At 42.1% G+C, this 22,367-nt stretch carries 12 protein-coding genes; 10 read left to right on the forward strand and 2 right to left on the reverse strand.

Going from position 1 to position 22,367, the window contains the following annotated elements; translation table 11 throughout:
- Position 1: 1 nt before the first annotated feature.
- The 10 genes from P1X15_RS05175 (at position 2) to P1X15_RS05220 (ending at position 18,800) form a co-directional block, all read left to right on the forward strand.
- Positions 2-451, forward strand: a complete 450-nt coding sequence (locus P1X15_RS05175; protein ID WP_277337080.1) for a GPW/gp25 family protein — start codon at positions 2-4, stop codon at positions 449-451.
- A 31-nt stretch (positions 452-482) separates the two neighbouring features.
- Positions 483-3,719, forward strand: coding sequence for a baseplate J/gp47 family protein (locus tag P1X15_RS05180; RefSeq protein ID WP_277337081.1), 3,237 nt, complete (start codon positions 483-485; stop codon positions 3,717-3,719).
- Between the two features lie 42 nt (positions 3,720-3,761).
- Complete coding sequence (locus tag P1X15_RS05185; RefSeq protein ID WP_277337082.1) at positions 3,762-6,194, forward strand: hypothetical protein; 2,433 nt, start codon at positions 3,762-3,764, stop codon at positions 6,192-6,194.
- Between the two features lie 22 nt (positions 6,195-6,216).
- A complete protein-coding gene (locus P1X15_RS05190; RefSeq protein WP_277337083.1) occupies positions 6,217-8,130 on the forward strand; it encodes a carboxypeptidase-like regulatory domain-containing protein in 1,914 nt (637 codons plus the stop codon).
- On the forward strand, positions 8,088-9,353 hold the full coding sequence (locus P1X15_RS05195; RefSeq protein ID WP_277337084.1) for a contractile injection system tape measure protein: 1,266 nt from the start codon (positions 8,088-8,090) through the stop codon (positions 9,351-9,353). The genes P1X15_RS05190 and P1X15_RS05195 overlap by 43 nt, the downstream gene beginning before the upstream one ends.
- Before the next feature lie 92 nt (positions 9,354-9,445).
- A complete protein-coding gene (locus P1X15_RS05200) occupies positions 9,446-13,639 on the forward strand; it encodes a DUF4157 domain-containing protein (RefSeq protein ID WP_277337085.1) in 4,194 nt (1,397 codons plus the stop codon).
- Positions 13,640-13,824: 185 nt separating this feature from the next.
- Positions 13,825-15,132: an ATP-binding protein gene (locus P1X15_RS05205; protein WP_277337086.1), complete on the forward strand. Its 1,308-nt coding sequence runs from the start codon at positions 13,825-13,827 to the stop codon at positions 15,130-15,132.
- 108 nt (positions 15,133-15,240) lie between these two features.
- The gene (locus P1X15_RS05210) at positions 15,241-15,810 is read left to right on the forward strand and encodes a hypothetical protein (RefSeq protein ID WP_277337087.1); all 570 of its coding nucleotides are present in this window, start codon (positions 15,241-15,243) and stop codon (positions 15,808-15,810) included.
- Complete coding sequence (locus tag P1X15_RS05215) at positions 15,807-18,011, forward strand: histidine kinase (protein WP_277337088.1); 2,205 nt, start codon at positions 15,807-15,809, stop codon at positions 18,009-18,011. Before P1X15_RS05210 ends, P1X15_RS05215 begins: the two co-directional genes overlap by 4 nt.
- Before the next feature lie 30 nt (positions 18,012-18,041).
- On the forward strand, positions 18,042-18,800 hold the full coding sequence (locus P1X15_RS05220; RefSeq protein WP_277337089.1) for a LytTR family DNA-binding domain-containing protein: 759 nt from the start codon (positions 18,042-18,044) through the stop codon (positions 18,798-18,800).
- Between the two features lie 238 nt (positions 18,801-19,038).
- Here P1X15_RS05220 and P1X15_RS05225 read toward each other — a convergent pair whose 3' ends face one another.
- A complete protein-coding gene (locus P1X15_RS05225) occupies positions 19,039-20,295 on the reverse strand; it encodes an Hsp70 family protein (RefSeq protein ID WP_277337090.1) in 1,257 nt (418 codons plus the stop codon).
- A gap of 63 nt (positions 20,296-20,358) precedes the next feature.
- On the reverse strand, positions 20,359-22,041 hold the full coding sequence (locus tag P1X15_RS05230; protein WP_277337091.1) for a murein L,D-transpeptidase: 1,683 nt from the start codon (positions 22,039-22,041) through the stop codon (positions 20,359-20,361).
- Positions 22,042-22,367: the final 326 nt, after the last annotated feature.

Raw genomic sequence — 22,367 nt, forward strand, 5'->3', positions numbered from 1 at the left:
CATGGCACTTGAAGATTTTTTAGGGAGAGGGTGGGGCTTCCCGCCTGCTTTTGATACCCAAGGCGTTGAGATGACAACGGGGGTAGAGGATATTGAAAAAAGTTTGGAAATCTTGCTCTCTACTCGCTTAAGAGAAAGGATAATGTTGCCAGAATATGGCTGCAATTTGGATGTGTTTCTGTTTGAACCCCTCAACACTAGCTTGCGTACTCAAATCAAAGAAACCGTCAAAGATGCGATTTACTATCATGAACCTCGCATCGACCCCTTGAATGTAACCCTCGAACAGCCCCCTGAGTCGTTGGGAAGTCTCTTGATTGTGATAGAATATCGCATCAGAGCTACTAATACGCGCTACAATTATGTCTTTCCTTTTTATAAAGAAGAAGCAAGTCAGCTTGATATTGATCCAACTCTCCCCCATATAGTTTCAACTTCTTTTAATAATTGAGGGTCTTTTTTGAAACTAAAACCAATATTTTATGAGCCATTGTCCTGAACATAATCCCCTCCAACATGAAGGTACTGCGCAGTTTCAGCGGAGCTTAGAAGCTTTGTATCCAGACTATGCACGTATAGATGAAAGGACAATCGAGGACTTACTAAAACTAACGGCTTGTTATGCCAAGAAGGCATTGCCTCTATTTTATAGTCTCAACAATCAAGCTTCTTCGTGGGGGGAGGAGGAGTGGCTTAAGTTGATGGATTATACCAATTTCTTTCAAAACTCAGCAAATCTCACTCAAATCATAGCCGAAATGCAACGGCGTCATGATTTTCCTCCGCATTTTGCATTATTCTTATGTTTTCTCAAATTGTTTGAATATTTGCAAAAAGACATCAATCAACTTACCCAAAAACACCTTGACTTTTATTATAACAAGATCCTAAAGCTACAGCTTCAAGCTCCTGTAGCCGACCATGTGCATATTTTATTTAGTTTGGCACGCCATATTGCCGAAACAGTAGTAGAAACACGGACACTTCTGGATGCAGGGCGTGATACTTCGCTCCCTACTCCTCGGCCACTTACTTATACTACCAATGAGGCTGTAGTGGTTAATAATTCCAAAATAGCTTATCAGCGTAGTGTATATTGGGATACTAATACTCACCAATTGTTTTATGCACTTGATGCCAAAACGGCCGATGGTATCGAAAAGCCTTTGCCCCAAGAGAATCATTCATGGTGTGCATTTGGACCTAAACCCAAAGCGACGGCATCGTGTGATAACTTTGGTGGCGCTGCTTCAACAAAATTTATAGAATATCCTACGCTTAAGGTGGGATTTGCGGTAGCTTCCAATATTCTTCTTTTGGCAGAAGGCAGGCGTACAATTATTTTAGAAGTCATCACTGCTCAACTGCTTTCGGGTTCTTCGGAATATAGGTTTGATATCCAACTAAGTGGACAAAAAAACTGGATAGACCTCAAGGGTCAAAGCTTCAAAGTAGTAGCGACCAATAAACTTCAATTGGAGTGTGTTTTGGAAGCAAGTGAAAAGGAAAAAGTGGTGGCATTTGACGCCAGCAAATTGGACGGAAACTATCAAACTACCTCGCCTGTGATGCGGTGTTGGCTGGTCGATACTTCCCAATATGCTCTTTTGAAGACGATTCAAATAGAATCTGTTTTTATTAAAACTAAAGTGGAAGGTCTCAAAAAGACCTTGATTTTAGAAAATGAATTGGGAAAAGTAAGCCCCGAAAAATCATTGATGCTTTTTGGGGTTCAGCCTAGCGTGGGGGCGGTATTGTACGTAGGATGCGACGAGGCTCGTCACAAAACCCTCGAATCTGTCAGGGTAAAAAGTGAAGCATGGGCAGGAAAACCCAACCTTGACGAACACTATAAAAATTATTGCACTTATAAAAAAGACAATTCTGGTTCGGTAGTGATAGTAGGAGATTATCGTCGAAAAGAGGCTGATTTTAAAATTAATACAGAGATTGTTAATGGGAATTTGAAAGGGAAAAGTTCCCTCCAAAAATCGCTTTTTAGCGGTTTAGGGGCAGGCCTACAAATACAATCAAATACTGGTTTTATAGACAGAGTTGGGCTCAATGGTGTTTTTAATTACCGAATTGGAGGATTTGTTAGTACTGGCAATTTTGTCCAGAAAAAAGACATTACTAAAATTATTTGGGGGAATCTCAACTCTCCGCTTCAAAACCTAAGCGATAGTTTATTGAAAATAGAATTGGCAAATCAAGATTTTGGGCATTTTGTTTACCCAAAAATAGTATCAGATTTGGCCGCTTTCAATGCAAATTTAGCAGCTAATTCCAGCGATTTAAAACCCATTCCGCCCGCTCCTTATACGCCCGTTTCGGCGGGAATTCAACTGGATTATGTAGCAGTTACGCAGTCCAATCAACTCACCGATAGTGCTTTTGAGGCCTATGCCATGCGTGATGTACAGTTTTTTCACTTGGGGGCTTTTGGGTATTCGGAAGAACACACCTTTCTAAAAAAAGAACTAGATTTTTTGACGCATCAAGAGCAAACTAGCGCTTGGCTTATGCCTCAGTATAGCCCTCATGGTACATTCTATCTGGGATTAAGCGGAATTCAACCTTTGGAGGCAGTGAGTATATTGTTTCAGGTAGAAGAAGGAAGTGCCAATCCCGAGCGGCCTACCGCCGATGTAAAATGGAGCGTGTTAGTGAGCAATCAGTGGCGATTGTTGAATGAAGATAATATCTTGAAAGACACCACTCAGCAATTACTTACGTCGGGGATTGTGCAGTTTTATTTACCTGCCGAAACCACCCTCAATCATACTCTTTTGGAAGAGCAGGTGGTATGGATAAAGGCCGAGCTATTTCTCAATAATACTTCTGCTCCCCACGACAGTGTAAGCAACCTCATAGCTATTCATCCGCAGGCGGTATTGGCTACCTTCAATGACCAGCAGAATGCACCTAGTCATTATGCCGAGCCACTTGCGGCGCATGCGATATCGCGAGCTAAAGAAGGATTAAGTGCTATCAAAAAAATAGAACAACCTTATGCGTCTTTTGGGGGAAAGCCTCAGGAAACCAACCAAGCTTTTTATCAACGAGTGAGTGAGCGCCTACGGCACAAGCAGCGCGCAGTGGCTATATGGGACTATGAGCATCTGGTATTGCAGGAATTTCCACGAATATTTAAGGTAAAGTGTCTGAATCATACAAGATTAGATAAGCAAAGGCCAAAGACTGATCCTCTGCGCCTTAATCAACTAGCACCTGGAAATGTGGTGCTGGTAGTAGTGCCCGATTTGCATAATATCAATGCTACCAACCACTTGGAACCCAAAGTAGATTTGAATACCCTCAAAAATATTGACGATTATCTCCAAAAACATACAGGTCTATGGGTGGATATCCAAACCACAAACCCTGATTATGAAGCGGTAAGATTGAAATTTAAAGTTCGATTCAAAAGAGGATTTCCCTTTGCTACCTACCAAAAAAAACTCAATGAGGCACTCGTAGCTTATTTGTCGCCTTGGGTAAAAGATACTTCAGTAGATATACCTTTTGGTGGAGTACTCGAAAGAAGTGTGGTCATCAATTTTATCGAGCGCCTTGGCTATGTAGATGTATTGCGCGATTTTGTGATGCTTCGCCAAAATGATTCCTATGAAGGATATGAGCAAATCTCCGCCACCAATCCTATGGCCGTTTTGGTGTCTTGCCCGCAGCATTGTATCAGTGAGTTTAGTGGATGTTGATATTTTATTATGGTATAATAATCTTGTAATCAGTTGATTAGTATGGTAGAAAGTATAGTGATATCAAACAAGCCGCCGCTATCGCTCGCCAGCGATTATACACAGCTACGTGCTTTAGGGATGGCTTATATTGAGCATTTAGGAAGTGAATTTTGGACAGACTACAACACGCACGACCCCGGAATCACGACCCTCCACCTGCTTTGTTATGCAATTACGGATTTGAGTTTGCGTACTCAGCTACCTATCGAAGATATATTGACCTCCTCCTTGGGAAGTCAGCAAGCTTTGAGGGAGGCATTTTTGACGGCAGATATGATATTGCCTACTAGCCCTGTCACTGAATTGGATTATCGCAAATTGCTGATAGATGTAGAAGGGGTACGGAATGCTTGGTTGTTGAAGGCCGAGCAACGAGTGTATGTCAATTGCCAGACCCAGCATTTGCAATATGAAACTCCCCTTGCGGCTATTTCTTATTGGACGGATTTTGCTTTACAGGGGCTGTACGATTTACTTATCGAATACGACGAAGTTTGCTTTTACGAAAAAGAGGCGAATGCCGTCGAAGAATGTAAAAAAAATATCTTAAAAAACGTCAAAAATGCTTATTTAGAGAATCGTTGTTTAGGCGAAGATATACGGCAAATCAAAGAAGTCCCCGCCCAAAAAATAATGATTTGTGCGGATGTAGATATTGAAAATGATGTAAACGTGGCCGAAGTACACGCGAGGATTCTTTTTGAAATTCAACATTATTTGTCGCCTCCCATCAAGCGATATTCATTGCAGGAGTTGCAGGCGATTTTGAAGCAAAGCCCTGACCAAGAAGTTCCTTTTGATGTCATTTTTGAGGGGCCTTTGCTCCAAAATGGTTTTATTTTAGATACGGACTTAGAAGCGGCGCAGCTGCGAGCGCGTGTTTATACTTCGGATATTATCAATAAAGTCATGGGCATAGAATTGAATGGCAAAAAAGCCGTCAAGGCTATCAAAAAAATAAGACTCAATCTTTTAATCAAAGAAGAAGGCACTCCATGTAAAGACTGGAAACCACAAGACCCCGAAGGAGTAGCTTGGTGTTTGCATATTCCTGAAGGGCATCAAGCTCAGCTTTGTATTGAAAAAACAGCCCTCAATTTTTTCAAAAATGGGATTTTGGTTTCTTCTACTACCCATGAAAACAATGCTTATACCCAATTCCGAAACCTACAAAAGGAATTTTGGGAAGCTAATAAACGAACCATTGAAGTACCTCTTATACCCGTAGGAGAGGTACAGGCCGTAGAAGAGTATAGCTCTATTGTCAATGATTTTCCCCAAACCTACGGCATTGGACGTGAGGGGCTTCCTGCTTCGACTCCGCTTGAAAGACAGGCTAAAGCCAAGCAGTTTAAAGCATATCTTTTATTTTTTGATCAGCTTTTGGCCAATTATCTAGCACAAATCAAAAACCTAAGTAAGCTGTTTGACCCTGCAAGTGAAGCGGGTACTTATTTTTCGCAGAAAATAACGGATGTAAAGGAGGTGGAGCTGCTTTATGGAAACTACGCGCAACTAGATGATACCTTAGCTTTGATTATTGAAAAATGGGAAGGATATCCGACAAATCCGATTCGCAAAAACCGTTTTTTAGATCATATTTTGGCGCGTTTTGCTGAAAACTTTAGCGAATACGCCATGCTTTCCTTTTCACTTTTTGAGGACTTTGATGGTACTAAAATCCTGAAAAACAAAAGTGATTTTATTAAAAATTTTTATCAGCGGCCTTCAAGAGATGGCGTAGAAACGTCAGAAAACTGGCACCAAAGGTCAGTGACTTATTTTAGGAACCTCAATCACGCGCACGCCTACAATTATTGTCAGTCAGTCAATGGGACTCCATCAGTAGATAACCCCCTTAATATAACAGGAGTAGTACGGCGTATCGCAGGGCTATTGGGCATTTCGGAAAGCGAGGCTCAATTGACGGTCAGTGCGACCGACGAACGAATTTTTTTAGTGGAACATATTTTACTACGTCCCGATGTGGCCAATCCTGCCGAAAAATGGTTTGAAGTATGTACCGAACCCGATTGTACACACTGCCGCCCTCTAGATCCTTATTCTTTTAGGGTGTCGGTGGTATTGCCAGGCTATACCGAACGTTTCAGTAACATCAGTTTTAGGAAATATGCCGAAAGAGTGATTCGGAAGGAATTGCCCGCCCATATTTTGGCACGTATATGTTGGGTAAGTCAATCTCATTTGGAGGAATTTGTAAACAGATACAAGGTATGGCTTGAGCTAAAATCGCGGATGTGTGAAGCCCCTGACCTCCAAGCATATGCTTTGGCTTTTAATGAGTTGTTAGAGATACTCCATCGTCTTCATACGATATATCCCGAAGGAGTTTTGCACAATTGCGACAATCCTGACGAAAAATCTCCCCTGATTTTGGGGCGTAGTGTGCTGGGAAGTTTGAAAAACCAATAAAGATGCATAAAAGCTTATGGCAATGCCTAATCCATACTTAGCCGAGTCGCCGGAGTCATTTGATGAGCATGATTTCGAGCTACCTATCTTTAAACCAGATATGGTACTGACACACACACAGCTCAATACACTCTTTGGGTATTTGATGCTCAATGATGCCCATACTCGTACTGATCTCGTAGGGGTAGGGGTAGTATGCGGATTGGTTCCCCAAAAAAACAGAGATAGCATCGAAATATCGCGTGGATGCGGGGTGACTACCCAAGGGGATTTGATTCGTTTCCCTGACCTTCGTATCTATACTCATTTTGCTCCTTATGTGTTGGCCAATCATGTGCCTTATGCTCCTTTTCAGGCTATCAATGGGTTAGAGCTTTGGGAGGTTTTTGAGAAGCCTCCTCAGTCCAATCCTTCGGTTAAGTTTCTATCGGAAATGCCTATGGACGACAAAGTCGTAATGCTTTATCTGGAAAGTACGCACAAAGCCGCAGACCGATGTTCGGGGGTGGACTGTGACAATCAAGGGGATAGATGGCAAAATACACTAAGAGTATTTTTAGTAAAAACCAAGGATGCCGAACGCCTCATCCAAAAAGACCATTTGCAAGCGGCGGCGGCGTGTTATGTATTGCCAAGGCTAAGAAGCCGACGCGTCAGAATCGATGACCGCGACTACGATTCATCTCTCAAAGGTTTTCAGAAGTTGATTGAAATCATGGTGGAGGAGCTGATAGAGGCTTTGAAAAAATCGTTTGAAGCCGTGAGCGAAATCCTCAAGCCGCTTTACAAAGACACGGCTCCCGTGGGTGGGTGGCAAAAAGAATTGACTTCTAAAGCTGCTAAATACAGTAAGTCGGCCTCTATTCAATATGTATATGATTGGCTAAGAGATATTTATGATGCCTACGAAGAGTTTAGAACGGCTACTTGCTGTTGGCTGTCAATGTGTATGCCACGCGAAGAGTGGTTTCCGAAGCATCTTTTATTGGGAGAGCTAAACAAAGCCCGATGTCATTTCACGTACCGTCATTATTTTTTACGGTCTCCAGCAGTCTTAGATTGTAAAGACAGTCGAGAAAAAGCAAAATTTCTTCATCAGCGAATAGGGCATTTGATTGCGCATTTTCAGGTGCCTGCCGAGGCCGATATCCGTATTACGCCGTCGGTGTTGGGAATACATCCGTTGGGTGAGCGGGCTATGCCTTTTTATTATACGCCTGAGATGAGATTGTTTTGGAATTATGAAAAAAAACGCAAGTGTCACACCGAAGACCTGCTGTCGTATCACCTGCCCGAATCACCCCCCAAATATGTCTCTTTACCTTTTCGATATGACCTTGGGAAGTGGGAGTTTTTTCGCATTGAGGGTCTGATAGGAAAGGATATTGGCGAAGTACTAAAAACATTGACGGCGCTGCGGTCGCAGCATAATTTGGCTTTTGAACTGCTAGGCTTGTCGATAGATATACGAAAAGAAGGGGCTCAGATACAGATAATAGGCCAGGTAATTTTGAAGAATCAAGAACCTCTGCCAGGGGTAAAAATTACTATTAAAGGTACTAACAGAGGTACTGCTACCGACGCGAGGGGGAATTTTAGAATCACTGCCAATGTAGGACAAGTATTGGTAGTCGAAACGGTGGGGTTTGCAACCAAAGAAATAGTCGTTGATTCAAATCCCAACCTTAAAATCATACTTGATGACAATACTCCTAGGGTAGCCACTAGAGATTTGTCCCCTTTTGGTCAGTTTTTGAAGCAATATCCGGGGATGGAGCATGGAGCAGGGGTGCCTGTAGGAGGGACGTTTGTTATCGTTTTTCAAAGCCTAAACGCCCGCGTGCGTACTGTAGTGGCCGATTTTTATTTACCTTATTTTATCCAAAACAGTCAGTGGCTCAAAGACAAAATCATATCGTTAGAAAACTTCAGATAGAGGTAGAAGTGAGGGATAAGACAGTAAACCCCACAGAGCTTCAACATTCCTTATCGCACGCATTGCAATCTCGACGTGTAGAAGAGGCTATTGAAGGTGCTTTGTCGGAGGTGAGTACGCCTCACCAATGGATAACGCTGGATAAAGTAACGATAGATTTAGGAAGGATTACCTTAGATAAGGTCGAAAAATTAGTGTTTTTTGAGCAACTACAAGCATTGTTGTATGAACAGGTTTTGAAACAAATTGAGGAGGTGACAATACACCCAAAACGAGAGATGAAGACAGCGGAAGATTTTGATTTTGACCAATTTGTCTTCTTTTTAGAAAATGGTTTTTTTCGGGTAATACCAATCACTGACGCTCCAATAACAGGCACCACAGAAACTCAAAAATGGATGGAAGCTATTTTGCTCAGCTTGAATGAAACACGTCGGTGGATTTTAAAGCAAGCCCTTCTGCGAAGTCAAGAAGCGCGGAGGCGTATAGTTTCTCAATTTTCTCACTCCAACTTTCTACTGTTGTTAGAGCAGTTGGGAAAATTACAAAAAAAAACCGAAAGCCAACTGGTTTTCGAGCCTTATCCTTTACCAATAGCTAGGTTAAAAACAGAAGTAATGACGCGCCTAGCGCAACTTGAGCAAATACTTATAGAAACTCCCAAAAAAGAAGGGGAAAATGTATCCCCCTCTAATATCACTCCTAAAACGACGACCTTGAAAGAATCTATTTTTATTCAAAATGCTGGAGTTGTGTTGCTGCATCCCTTTATTAATCAATGTTTTAAAGCTTTAGGATGGATAGAAGGGGGGCGTTTTGTAGATGAAGAAAAACAACAAAAAGGTGTACTAATGTGGTATTTTTTGGCTACTAGGCAAGACACTCCCGCCGAACATGAACTCGTGTTGCCAAAAATATTGTGTGGACTTTTGCCCCAATATGTACTCCAACCCCTCCAACCCCTGACTCCCGAGGAGCGACAAGAAGGAGAGGATATGCTGGCGGCGGTGATTGCTCATTGGTCGATTTTAAAAAATACCTCTCCCAATGGACTAAGGGCTGAGTTTTTATTAAGAGAAGGGAAATTAGAGGCTTCTTCCGACATGCTAATACTGACGGTGGAGCAACGCGCCTCTGATATATTACTTTCTAAGTTGCCGTGGGGCATTAGTATGATTAAGTTGAATTGGATGTCGACCCTTTTATATGTTAATTGGTTTTGAAAGCTTTACCCCAACATAGCGAAAAATCAAGCCCAACAACGAGCACTAGCACGCCGTCAAATGGGCTATGGAAGCAGAAAGAAGCTACTTTTTTGACACCTTCTCGACCCCAGCCTTTTGTACAAGCTAAACTCAGCGTGGGTAAGGTAGAAGATAAATATGAACGAGAAGCCGACAATGCCGCCGACCACATTGCACAGAATGTGGTCAATAATACCGTGGGTGCGAGGCCAGAGATTAGTGCGATTGATGAAAAAGAGAAAATCCAACGCAAAACAGAAGCAAACAGTGATGTATTGCCGAGTGTTTTTTTTGAAGAAAAACTCAACGCTAGCCAACAAAGCGGCGAGCCGCTGCCCGATAATCTCAGGGAAATGATGCAAAAAAGCTTTGGATTTAATCTCTCCAAAGTCAGAATCCATGCCGATGACTATGCGGATGAACTCAATCGCGAGCTACATAAAGATACTTTGGCTTTTGCCTACAATGAGCATATTTATTTCAGAAAAGGAAAATATCGTCCCCATGAACTCAATGGCATTGTGTTGCTTGCCCATGAGATTACGCACGTGCTTCAACAACGGACTTTGGAGCCACTTCAAGAGCCTAAGCACGACACCCTCGTGGATGCCGTAGTAGAAGCAACTCCAAAAGGCATTGCCAAAGAAACCAAACAATCATCGCCGCCAAAACAAAAAAAGGAAGCAAGAAAAAGACGCAAGCCATCCGACGAAGACAAAAAAATAGAGAAAGCTACCGACGAAATGACGGTAGAATTGGAAAAAGCCGCCCAGAAAAACTCGCCACGCTCACCCGAAGAAGACCCTAATTTTGTGAAGGTGGTAAAGAAAGCCAAACAACAAGCCAAAAAAACCAAAAAACATGACCCCGCCGAAAAGAAAACCAAAGAAATGCAGGCATCGGTAAAACTCCCTGACAATGAGGTAGAAAGCCAAGCAAAATCGAGGCAGGTAGATAAAATGAGTCAAGAAAAACCCGCCAAATTTGAGGCTGATTCTTTTAAGCAATCCTTGATGGAGAAGGTTAAAAAAGTAGCACCTAAGAATCTGGAAGAAGCTTCTGATTTTAAGAAAGACAATAAAATTGAGGAAGTAAAACAGGCCGTGAGTGGGAAAGTAGGCGACGAAAAAGAAAAAGCCGCGCAGGATATTCAACAAACCACCGCCGAAACGCCCAGTAGTGAGGGGCTTAGTGCCAGACCCGTCAAAGGGCTGCCGCCAGCGGGTATTGGTACTATGAATACTCATATTGGTGCAAAAAAAGCAAGTCCGCCACCACGCCTTCCTGAAGAAATATCACTCAAAGCCGGGAGTGAAAGCTTAGACCGAGAATTGAAAGGGGGAGGAGTATCAGAAGACCAAATCAAAAAATCAAATGAACCTTCGTTTGGCTCGGCTCTTGCCCAAAAAAATGAGGCGCAGCAAGATGCAATAGTGGCTCCCGATAAATACCGTAAGGAAGAAAAACGAATCCTAAGCCAGGCCGAAATAGCTGCCAACAAATTGGCTACCGCCGAATTGCTCGAAATGCACGGCGACCGAAAAAAGCAATTTGAAGGAGTAGAACAAAAACAACAATCGGCTAAAAGTGAAGAAGAAATCATAAGAGAAGAAATTGCCAAAAATTTAGAAACCCTGTATGCAGATACCAAGAAACTGGTAGAAGAACGCCTTGCCAAACTCACCACCGAGGTAGCTACGAAGTTTGACAATGGTGCCAAACAAGCAAAAGAACGTTTTGAGAATGATACTGATAGCAAAATGTCGACTTACAAACGCCGACGCTACAGCGGTTTTTGGGGCCCAGCCAAGTGGATTAAAGACAAACTTGCGGGCCTTCCCGACGAAGTCAATCAGTTTTATGAGGAGGGGCGAGTCCAGTATCTCGCCGATATGGAGGCAGTGATTACGGCAATCTCTACGCACGTGGCTGCTGAACTCAACGCTGCTACCGAAGACATAGCCAATGGTCGTAAAAAAGTACAAGACTATTTTAATAGTTTGGACGAAAACCAGAAACGAATAGGGCAAAGTACTTTGGACGAAGCTTTAGGGCGATTTGATGAACTCGAATCAAAAGTAGAAGATACCCAAGGGGAGCTTATCGACTCCCTGGCTGATAAATATAAAGAAAACCTACAACAACTCGACGCTCGTATCGAAGCCATGAAAGAAGCCAACAAAGGCTTAGTAAGCAAGGCTATCGGGGCTATCAAAGGTGTAATCAAAACCATCAGAGAGCTCAAAGATTTATTGTTGAGGGTATTGTCCAAAGTAGCCAAGGCCATAGGATATATCATTTTACATCCGATTGCATTTTTGGGGAATTTGATTTCGGCGGTGGGGCAAGGCGTAAAAAACTTTGCTAAAAATATTCTCAGCCATTTACAAAAAGGGTTTCTCAAATGGCTCACAGGAGCAGCAGGAGATGTACAAATCGAAATTCCCGATAGCCTCGACCCCGTTGGAATATTTAAAATGGTTTGTAGTGTGATAGGCCTTACTGTAGAAAATTTTATGGAACGCGCCGCTCGAAAAATTCCTGCGACTATTTTAGAAGGTTTAAAGCAAGCCCAAGGAGTGATAAAAATAGTAATGGAAAAAGGCATAATAGGCTTATGGGAATACATCAAAGACCAAGTAGAGTCCATTTTGGTGGGGGCTAAGGAGGCGGTTTTTGATTTTATGCAAAATAAAATCATTGAAGCGGGTGTCGATTTTATTTTGAAAATGCTGACGCCAGCGGGTGCTTTTATCAAGGCTTGCCAAGCTATCTACAAAATCATTAAGTTTATTTGGGAAAATGCCAAGCGTATTCTACAATTTATCGAAGGTATCCTCGATGCTATCTTGGATATTGCGGCGGGCAATTTGAGCAATGCCATCAAAAAGGTCGAAAATTCACTGGCAGATGCTATTCCGTTGGCGATTGGCTTTTTGGCGAGCTTGCTCAATCTGGACGGCATCCCCAAAAAAGTAATTGAGATTCTGAAAAAAATCAAGGGACGGATTGATCTCATTATTGACACTATTATCCTTAAAGCATGGGAATATGGCAAAACAATAGTGGGAAAAGCCATTGCCGGTGGCAAAAAAGTGGTGAAGGCGGTCTTTAATTGGATAAAATCGTTGGTAAGATTTAAAACCGCCGATGGCGAAAACCATAAACTTTATTTTAAGGAAATAGGCGGAGCCTACACAATCATCGTAGAAAGCACCCCCCAGACCTATACAGAGTTTATTGGCTCGCTCCTCATTGACCCCAATCATAGTCAGAAAGACCAGTTGACGAAAGACAAAGATAGTGCGAAAAAACTGGCCGAAGATATTGATAAATGGATAGAGGCCTCCGAAAAAGATGAGAAAGATAGAAGCGGTGATATTGAAAAAAACTTACTAAAACTTGGCCCTCTCACGGCCCGCCTCATGATGGCTGATAAACAAACCGCCAAAATCACTAACAAAAAATCTTCGAAACCGATTTTTGGTGGGCTTACAAGTGGAGGAGGATTTGGTAAAAGTGTACGTATTGAATACTTCTCCGAATTTACCACGGGGTCGGAGGCCGACGGAAAAGGAAATGCCATATATGCCACACTCAATCAGCGCAAAAGTGGCAAGGGGAGTTATTATGTACAAGGGCATTTGCTAAGTGCTAAGCTTCATGGCACGGGCGAAGAATGGGGGAATTTGACACCGCTCACGAGACAAGCCAATGCCTTGCACGTAGCAAGAGTAGAAAGTAAACTCAAAGAAGTGGTAGATAAAAAAAGGGCTTTTATGTATGTAGTGACACCTAGCTACGGACGAGGAAAAAATACAGACTTGATTGAGAAGATAAATAAATCTAACGATGCGAAGGAAGATAAAAAAATAAAAAAAGAAATAGTAGAAGCTGAGCAATACGTACCGACAAGCTTGGTGTGTACCATCAAAGAAATGGATACTACCGCCCCCGAAAGACAAGAAAAAACGGGAGGATTAGTAGTTAATGAAAAAATAGAAAATACGATAGAGGGCAATGTCGCAGACTATCAAGTGGTAGAAGGTCCCGTAATACCTGTTTTTATTAATGAAGCCACCGCAGAAGAGCTTACATCTATTGAGGGAATTGGTGAAATAACCGCCGAAAAAATTGTCGAACTTCGTGGGCAGAAAATATATTTTAGAAATAGAGATGAAATATTTGATGTCTTTAAAAATATATCAAAAGATAAAATAAATAATGCTTACAGTAAAGGAAAGATAAATTTTAGAGTCCCTTAGCATTGAAATATAGTTTTGCGACTTAAATAATTTCAATTTTCTGTCCACAGCAATTCGTCGAATTATAAAATTGATGTGTTTTGCTGAAAAAAGAGGATTGTGATCCTAATAATTTCCAATATTAGAAAGCGTTCGATAAAATAGGATTGATACTATATTTTGTATTGTTTTTATAAAAATTCCCAATGAAACATTTTGTGAGATATTTAGAAGCAATTATAACGGTGCGATTGGATGTAGAGTTGGGTGGCAAAACAGAAGAGGAGTTTCCTGCATTCATAATTGAACCTACCGATGATGAAAAATTATCGAGTTTTATTGTAAAACATCAATTATGCTTTGAAGAGATTACAATTCTTCTTCTTGCGCTTATGCCACATCTATATCCTACTTTTTTTGATAAAATTCTTCATCAATATTTTCCTAATGGGGCTGATTTTCCAGAGTTTGGAGGAGTGCGGGGGCTTCATCATCGTGGAATCTTACCCACAGGCGAAACAGCCCTTTTTATCCTTGCCAGCGGCGACTTGGAAAAGCGTTTGGTCTTGTACGAATTGTTTAGCGAAACTCATTTGTTCGCCCAAAAACACATCCTTCGGTTGGAGGAGGTAGTGAAGGGAGAGCCTCGTTTTGGGGGGCGATTGGTGCTGTCGGATGAGTATGTGGAGCTTTTTACGATGGGGAGAGTGTCTTTGCCTCAATATGGTAGCCAATTTCCAGCCCAACTTATCGAAACAGATTTGGAATGGGACGATTTGATTCTTCCTTGCGATACACGCCGTCAGATTCAAGACCTCGAAAACTGGATAAATCATCATAGCTCTTTGCAAGCTTGGGAGTGGGGGAAATACCTAAAACCCGGCTATAGAGCTTTGTTTTATGGCCCCTCTGGTACAGGCAAAACCCTCACAGCGACCTTGTTGGGGAAGTTTACGAAGCGCGAGGTATTTCGAGTCGACTTGTCGCTTGTGGTATCAAAGTACATTGGCGAAACCGAAAAAAATCTGGCTCTTCTATTTGACAAAGCGCACGCCAAAAATTGGATTTTGTTTTTTGATGAGGCTGATGCGCTCTTTGGTAAACGCACCGAAACCCGTGACGCCCACGACCGCTATGCTAATCAAGAAGTGGCTTACTTATTACAAAAAATTGAAGATTTTGATGGATTAGTCATATTGGCTTCTAATCTCAAAAATAATATTGATAGCGCTTTTGCAAGGCGTTTTCAGACGATAGTTCATTTTCCGATGCCCACCGCCAAAGAGCGGTGGATGCTGTGGCAAAAATATTGGCCTCCTACTTCGCCACTGCCACAAGGTACAAACCTAAAAGACCTTGCCGACCGTTATGAGTTGTCGGGAGCTGCCATTCTCAATGTGATACATTTAGGACTACTACGGGCATTGGCTTCTCAACGAAATGAAATTCTACTATCAGACCTACTCGAAATCATCAAATTAGAATACTTCAAAGAGGGTAAGCTGATTGTTTAAGTCCAAGATTAATTAACTCACGCCGATTTTATAATAGTTTGTCTGAATCTCCTCTGGGATGCTAGAGGCGTGGTATAGCTTTGTATCTATCATTTAAAAAAAGATACAATGGAAAACCTCCCCGTTCAAATTGGTTGGGTAGAAATACTTCAGAAAACCCTGCAGTTCATTAGCCGTTATGGGCTAAAAGTGCTCTTATTGGGTTTAGTTGCAGCCTTTGGGAGAGGGATGCAAGAAGGAGCATGGGGAGCGATTTCGTCAATAGGTTTTTGGGGGCTAGAGTTTGTAGTAGAAGGAGTACGGTTAGGATTGGTGATTTTAGTCATTGGAAATGGCTCTTTGAAGATAGGATTTCGGAGAGTCGTGGCTATTTTTAGAGCGAAAAAATCGGATTGGAAACTGATATGGACTCAATTCAAAAAGAATGTATCGGCCAATAAAATAGCGATCTTGGTCAATTTTGCCCTTTTTCTGATGATAGCGGCCCTTTTTAATTTTAGTATTCATGTAGGTATCGAAGAAGGGCTTTTAAAATACTTGAAAAACAATCATATTATAGATGCTATGGCTTCCAAATGGCCTGTTGTTTTGTGGCTAAAAAATGTCTCTATTATTCCTTTCACTTTGATTTTTGAAACTATCTTGATACTTCTCCTAACAGCCCCCTCAAAACCATGAATACCCCTACTCAAGCAGGTTGGCCTCCTACCAAAACCTTTCATTTTGCGGGCGAAAACCTTCGCTATTTTCGATTAGATTCTTTTGCCGGCCCTACCGAGTTGATTGGTTGGGATAAAGAAGAAATACACATAGAAATCTTCGTGACGATTCGGCGTTGGAGTACACTTTTTTTTGTAGAAGAGCCTCTCGCCGATTGGGAATGGGACGAAGAAACAGTGTCGATTTCGCAGGCCGACAATACCCTCCATATTCGTTCTCGGCCCAATTATAGAAGTTTGACAAACTGGGTCAATTTTCCGAAAGTATCTTTTCGGGTTTATTTACCAGCTAGTCTCTCTACGCAGGTTTATAATTCATTTGGCGGTAATATTTCCCTCAAATCCCTGAAAGGGCGTCATCAGTTCAATACAATGGGCGGGCATATTAAGCTAGAAAAGGTAGAAGGAGAACTAAAAGGCCGTACCACTGGCGGCAACATACATCTCCTTTCTTGTGACGCTAAAGCAGATGTTTCGACTTTTGGCGGAAACATTAAGATTGAGCAGTGCAAAGGCGAAATCAAAGTAAGTACCAAAGGGGGAAATATCCATATTCGGCAGTGTGATGCCAAAATATATACAGATACTTGGGGTGGAAACATCAAAGCTTCCCACTGCAAGGGCGATTTGAAATGCTATACTTCAGGAGGTAATATCGCTTTTGAAGAAATTCAAGGCAATATAGGTGCTTCCACTAAAGGGGGAAATATGAGAGTGAGTATCAAAGCCATTGATGAGTATTTATGGCTTGAAGCCAATAGCGGAAATATCAATATCGACTTGCCCTTGCAGCAGGGGCTACAGCTGAATGTGAAAGGGTCACGCGTAAAAATGCCCTTGCTGCCCCATTTTAATGGTGTCAGAAAAAACCGCTATATCAATGGGCAACTCAATGGGGGAGGAGCCAACGTAACCCTCAAAACGCGGGGGGGAGTGATTGCTATTAAGCCTTATGAGGCGGAGGCATCTACCATACCCACCCAGACGGAAGCGACCTACACCGAAAACGAAGTACGAGAAGAAGACGCGCCAATCCCTTTCGAAAATCGATTTTGGACGACGGTTTTGCCCTTTATGTATTCGTTTTTTGTAATGGCTCTTTTTGTGTACGGTTTTAGTAGTGTGTTTTATTTTTCGTTGGAATTGATGAAAACAGATTCTCCCGAAAACGCCCAAAATACAGCCTTGTTTTTACTCAACATTACCTCGTCGGTCGGGTGCTTTGTGGCGGTGAATGTATTCATCAAAAAAGTAGAACGAAAATACCATTCCGATTGGAAAAAGTATTTGGTTCTTATCATCATGACGGTGGGTTTTGTGCGGTTGGCACATTTTTTACAATGGATTATTTATTTATACCTTCCTGACAATGAATTGTTTTGGGTGCATTATTGGCATATGCTTGATTACAATGTCTGGAATACTTACTCTGACCGCAGTTCGCTGTTTTTTGCTTCGATTCCCTTGTTTGCGGTATCTCTTTATTTTTATTTTTGGCAAAAATCTCGACATTTTACCCGTAAAATCTCCGAGCAAGAGTACCAATTACTAAACCTCGAAAAGCTCAAAACCAAAGCCCAACTCAATGCCTTGGAAGCGCGTATCAACCCACATTTTTTATACAATTCCCTCAATAGCATCGCAGGCTTGGTACACCAGGATCCCGATAAGGCTGAAGAAATGACCGTTCAGCTTTCAAAATTATTTCGGCATACAACAGGGCGCAACGAAGGACATTATCATTTGATAGCCGAAGAATTGGAGGTAGTGCGTTCTTATTTGGCGATTGAACAAATGCGGTTTGGCAATCGGCTCTCTTTTTCTATCAAAGTAGCGCCTGAGTTGTTGGATTTTAAAATTCCGCGTTTTTTGTTGCAACCAATCGTCGAAAATGCCATCAAACATGGCATTTCGAATTTGCTAGAAAATGGTGAAATAGAAATCATCATTGAAGCCCAAACCGACACGATTCAGTTTAGAATTCATGACAATGGCCCTGCTTTCAAAGAAGATATCAGTGGAGGCTATGGTTTGCGGAGTATTCGTGATAAATTAAACCTAATTTATGGCGAGAAAGCCTCTCTCCAAGTGCAAAACAATGCCTACAAAATGGTAATTATTAGTATCCCAAAAGAACACGAGTGGGTGGAGTTGAAGTAATAATTTGATTAAATTTTTGATTTTTTTATTATGTATAAAACATTATTGATTGACGACGAACAAATTGCTTTGGGGCGTTTGAAGCGATTGTTAGCTTCTTTTGAAGAGGTGATAGAGATTGTGGGCGAAGCACTCAATGGCCCTGAAGGCATTCAAAAAATAGAGACTTTACAGCCCGACCTGATTTTTCTGGATATCGAAATGCCCCTCATGACGGGTTTTGAAATGTTATCAAAACTGACCTATATGCCTTTGGTGGTGTTTGTGACGGCCTACGATCAATACGCCATCAAGGCATTTGAGGAAAAATCGATTGATTATTTGCTCAAACCCGTGGAAAAAGAGCGGCTTTTCAAAACCATCCATAAGCTCAAAATGCTCCAACCCACGCAAGAGCTATCGCTGACCAAAGAAAGACTACTAGAGTTGATTGGGCAAATTAGCCCCAAAAAAGAAATGCATTCTATTTCGGTCAAAAGCGGTGATAAAATTCTCTTTGTTCCTCTGAGCGAGATTAGTTTTTTTCAAGCCGACGACAAATATGTATTGCTCAATACCATCGATAGCAAGCAATACCTCATGAATCATACTATCAGTGGTTTGGAAGAAAAACTCCCTGTCGATTTTATCAGAATCAGTCGTTCGACAATAGTAAATTCGTTAAGAATCAAAGAATTAGAGCGTTATTTTAGCGGTAAGTATTTGGTCGTAATGAACGATTCGAAAAACTCTAAACTAGAATCAGGCACCACCTATCAGGAAAATGTAAAGCGATTAATGGAAATTTAAGCTATCCCTCTGCTTCTCTTTTCGTCAGAAAGTTTTGAAGGTAATCACTTGACCCAAAGTATGATTTGGGTCAAAAATGGTACTGCGTCTCCGACGCAAAACAAGAAAACGTATCATGCTTTTAGTGACATACTGTGGGTAATCACTTGACCCAAACTATGATTTGGGTCAAAAATGGCGCTGCGTCTCCGACGCAAAAAAAGAAAATATATCAGTGAAAATTTATTGATTCAATAACTCAAAGATAACGTCTTTTGCTATCATAAGCCAATCCTACGCCAACGCTGTCGAGTTTGTTTTCGTCGGAAACAGCCGCATTGGGAAACAATTCTCTAAACTTCGCTTGTACGGCCGGAATCTCAGTAGAGCCACCCGTGAGAATGATAAGATCAATAGCATCGGGGGTGATTCCGGCTTCTTTCACGCACTCACTTGCTGAAGTGGCCATTTTTACAATTTCTTGCTCAATCGCTTCTTCAAACATCGTTTTGGTAGTGCTAATCACAAAGTCTTGCTCAATAAAATCCAAAGGCGCAACGTATGACGGTGCATCAGTCAAGGCGATTTTGGCATCTTCTACGGCACCTAGTAGTATGTGCCCACTTTCTTGCTCGATGACATTGAGGAGTTTAGAAAGGCGCGGTTTGTCGTGCGATTGCCCCAAATACTGCCGAATTTGCATGAGATTTTTGGGCGTGTAAAGGGTGTTGATTTTGCTCCATTCTGACAAATCAAAATAGTATTTGAGCGGAATAGGCAGGTTTTTGTCACCGTAAGTGGTGCGGTAGCCTAGTTCGGGCATAAAAGCATGAAGGCTCAAATCCTTATCAAAGTCATTGCCACCGATGCGTACACCGGTGTTGGCCAAAATATCACTTGTGCGGTCGGACTTGGCGAGGTATTTTTGAGAAAGTCTAATGACCGTAAAATCGGAAGTACCCCCGCCAATATCCGCCACGATAGCTAGTTTTTCACCGCTTACGTTTACTTCGTGGGCAAAAGCGGCGGCAATCGGCTCAAATTGAAAATTAATGTTTTTGAAGCCCACATTTTGGGCAATCGTTCGTAGTTCTTCTTGGGCGTTTTTGTTACCTACAGGGTCGTTGTCAATAAAAAAAACGGGTCGCCCCATGATGACGCTATCGATTTCCTGCTGGGCGGTGAGTTCGGCTTTGTGTTTGAGATATTTGACAAACTGCCCAATAATTTTGTTAAAATTCATCGGACTTCCGTTGACCAGCGTGCCTTGTTTCATGGCCGAAGTCCCCAAAACGCGTTTCAAACTGCGCATAAAACGCCCTTTGTGACGCTCCAAAAAGAGGTTGACAGCCTCGCGGCCATAGTGAGGAGTGTTGTCGATGCGTTCAAAAAAAATAGCACTTGGAATGGTGGTGTGATGGTTTTCGACAGGAACCAAAGTGAGGGTTTCATCTCGATAAAAGGCAATAGTAGAGTTCGACGTGCCGAAATCTACGCCGCAAGCGATAGCTGACATGTATAATAAATAGTGGTTGAATAAAACAAATAGCCTCAGAAGTGGTGTTTTGGGCTCCTCGTATCAAGACTTAGAGGCGATGCGTTCGCCAAAAATCTCTTGTTCGAGGGCTTTGTCCAAACCGTACAAATCATTACGAAAATTGAGCTGACCTGTCTGGTCTACCCATGCCGTAAAATATACGATATACACAGGAAGGGCGGGACGTACCGTAATCCATTTTTCCTTCTGAGTTTTCCAAACACTCTCAAGCTTTTCTTCGTTCCATGCAGGGTCATTTTTTAAAACGTGCAAAGCCAATTTTTCGGGCGTAGATACACGAATGCAGCCGTGGCTAAACGCGCGCGTCGATTCCCCAAAAAGGCTTTTGGAAGGGGTATCGTGAAGATAAATGCTATAACTATTGGGAAACAAAAACTTGACTTTTCCTAATGAATTGCCCGGACCGGGTTTTTGTCGAATCGTAAAAGGAACATTTTTGGTATAAGAGCTCCATTTGACAGAGTAGGGGTCAACTACCTTGTTGCCAGATACTACTTCCATGTTGTTGCGGGCTAGGTAGCCAGGATTTCGTTTGAGTTTGGGCAAAATTTCGTTGTTGATGATGTTGTTGGTCACGACCCAATAAGGATTGAGTACTACATATGACAAATTGCCTCGAAAAATACTCGTTTTGGTAGCTTCTTTACCCACCACTACGTTTGACATCCAAGTTTGTTTGCCATTTTCAAACACATGAAGTTTGAACTCGGGAATGTTGATCAGCAGCATATTAGGCTCCATTTCGGCAGGAACCCACCGCAAGCGCTCCATGTTGAGCATGATTTGTCGGATACGAAAGCTGATAGGTCGATTGAGTTCTCGAGCGGTATTTGCGTCGATTTTGCCGTTTTCAACCAGTCCCAATCGATGTTGGAAGCGTTTGAGTCCTACCGCGAGCGAGTCGGTAAAAAGGGCGCTACTATCGGCTTCGTTCATGTCGCCCCACATCAGGAGCGTCTGTTTGAGAGCAATCAAAGACGAATCTTCATCGTTGGCTTGCAGTGATTTTTTGGGGAAGTTGAAGGTAGGCCATCCGCCTTTTTTCTCCAAACTTCGGTAATACTGTAGTTTATTTTTGAGCAATACATAATACCGATTGACCGGCTCGCGCATGGGGTTTCCTTTGGCCGAAACCAATGTGTCTAACAGCGCCTGATAGTCTTTTTTCTTGCGTGGAATAAACCATTCTAAGTCAAGTGGGTCTTTGACACTTCCCGTAAATGCTTTGTCAGTATATTTAAAGAAGGCTGTTGTCAGTAGCAACTCCAAGGTTTGAGCATCTTGGTGGCGTTTCAAAAACTGACTCCCTTTGGTATGTGCTTCCAATAACAAAGTATCTATCTGGTGGCTATAAAGACTACTATCCGCAAAATCGCTGATGAAGGCTTCGCGCTGCTGATTGAAGTTGAGAGCGGCATTAGTCAGCGTATTTTCACTAAACCACGCATATTGATAGTTTCTTCTTCGATAAAATTCACTGACGTCTTTTTGGATGCTGTCAGCTACTAAATGGAGGCGGTAAAAATCGATAAGGATAGTACTGTCTAGAACGAGGTTGGTGTAGTTTTGGGTAGAATAAACACTAGAATCTGGCGCAAAAGCTGCTTGTTGGGGCTTTTTTTGTTGGAATTGATAATACACTACGGCGGCGATAATCGCCACAATACCCACGCCTAAGGCTAAATAAGGCCAATTTTTTTTCATGTTATTAGATTAAGAGGAAATACACAATCACAAATCTAATCATTTTGCGGTTAACCCTGCCAACGTTCGTACCCTGCCAACATTCTAAACGTTTGGCAGGGTTGGGTTGTGCCATTTCCAACGTTGGCAGGGTTGGTTTGGTTTATGTTGCCGTTGCTACTACTCATAACCCTGCCAACGTTCCAAACGTTTGGCAGAGTTGGTTTGGTTTATGTTGCCGTTGTTACTACTCCTAACCCTGCCAACGTTCTAAACGTTTGGCAGGGTTGGGTTGTGCCATTTCCAACGTTGGCAGGGTTGGTTTGGTTTATGTTGCCGTTGTTACT

This window comes from Runella sp. MFBS21, assembly GCF_029433105.1.
Lineage (GTDB): Bacteria > Bacteroidota > Bacteroidia > Cytophagales > Spirosomataceae > Runella.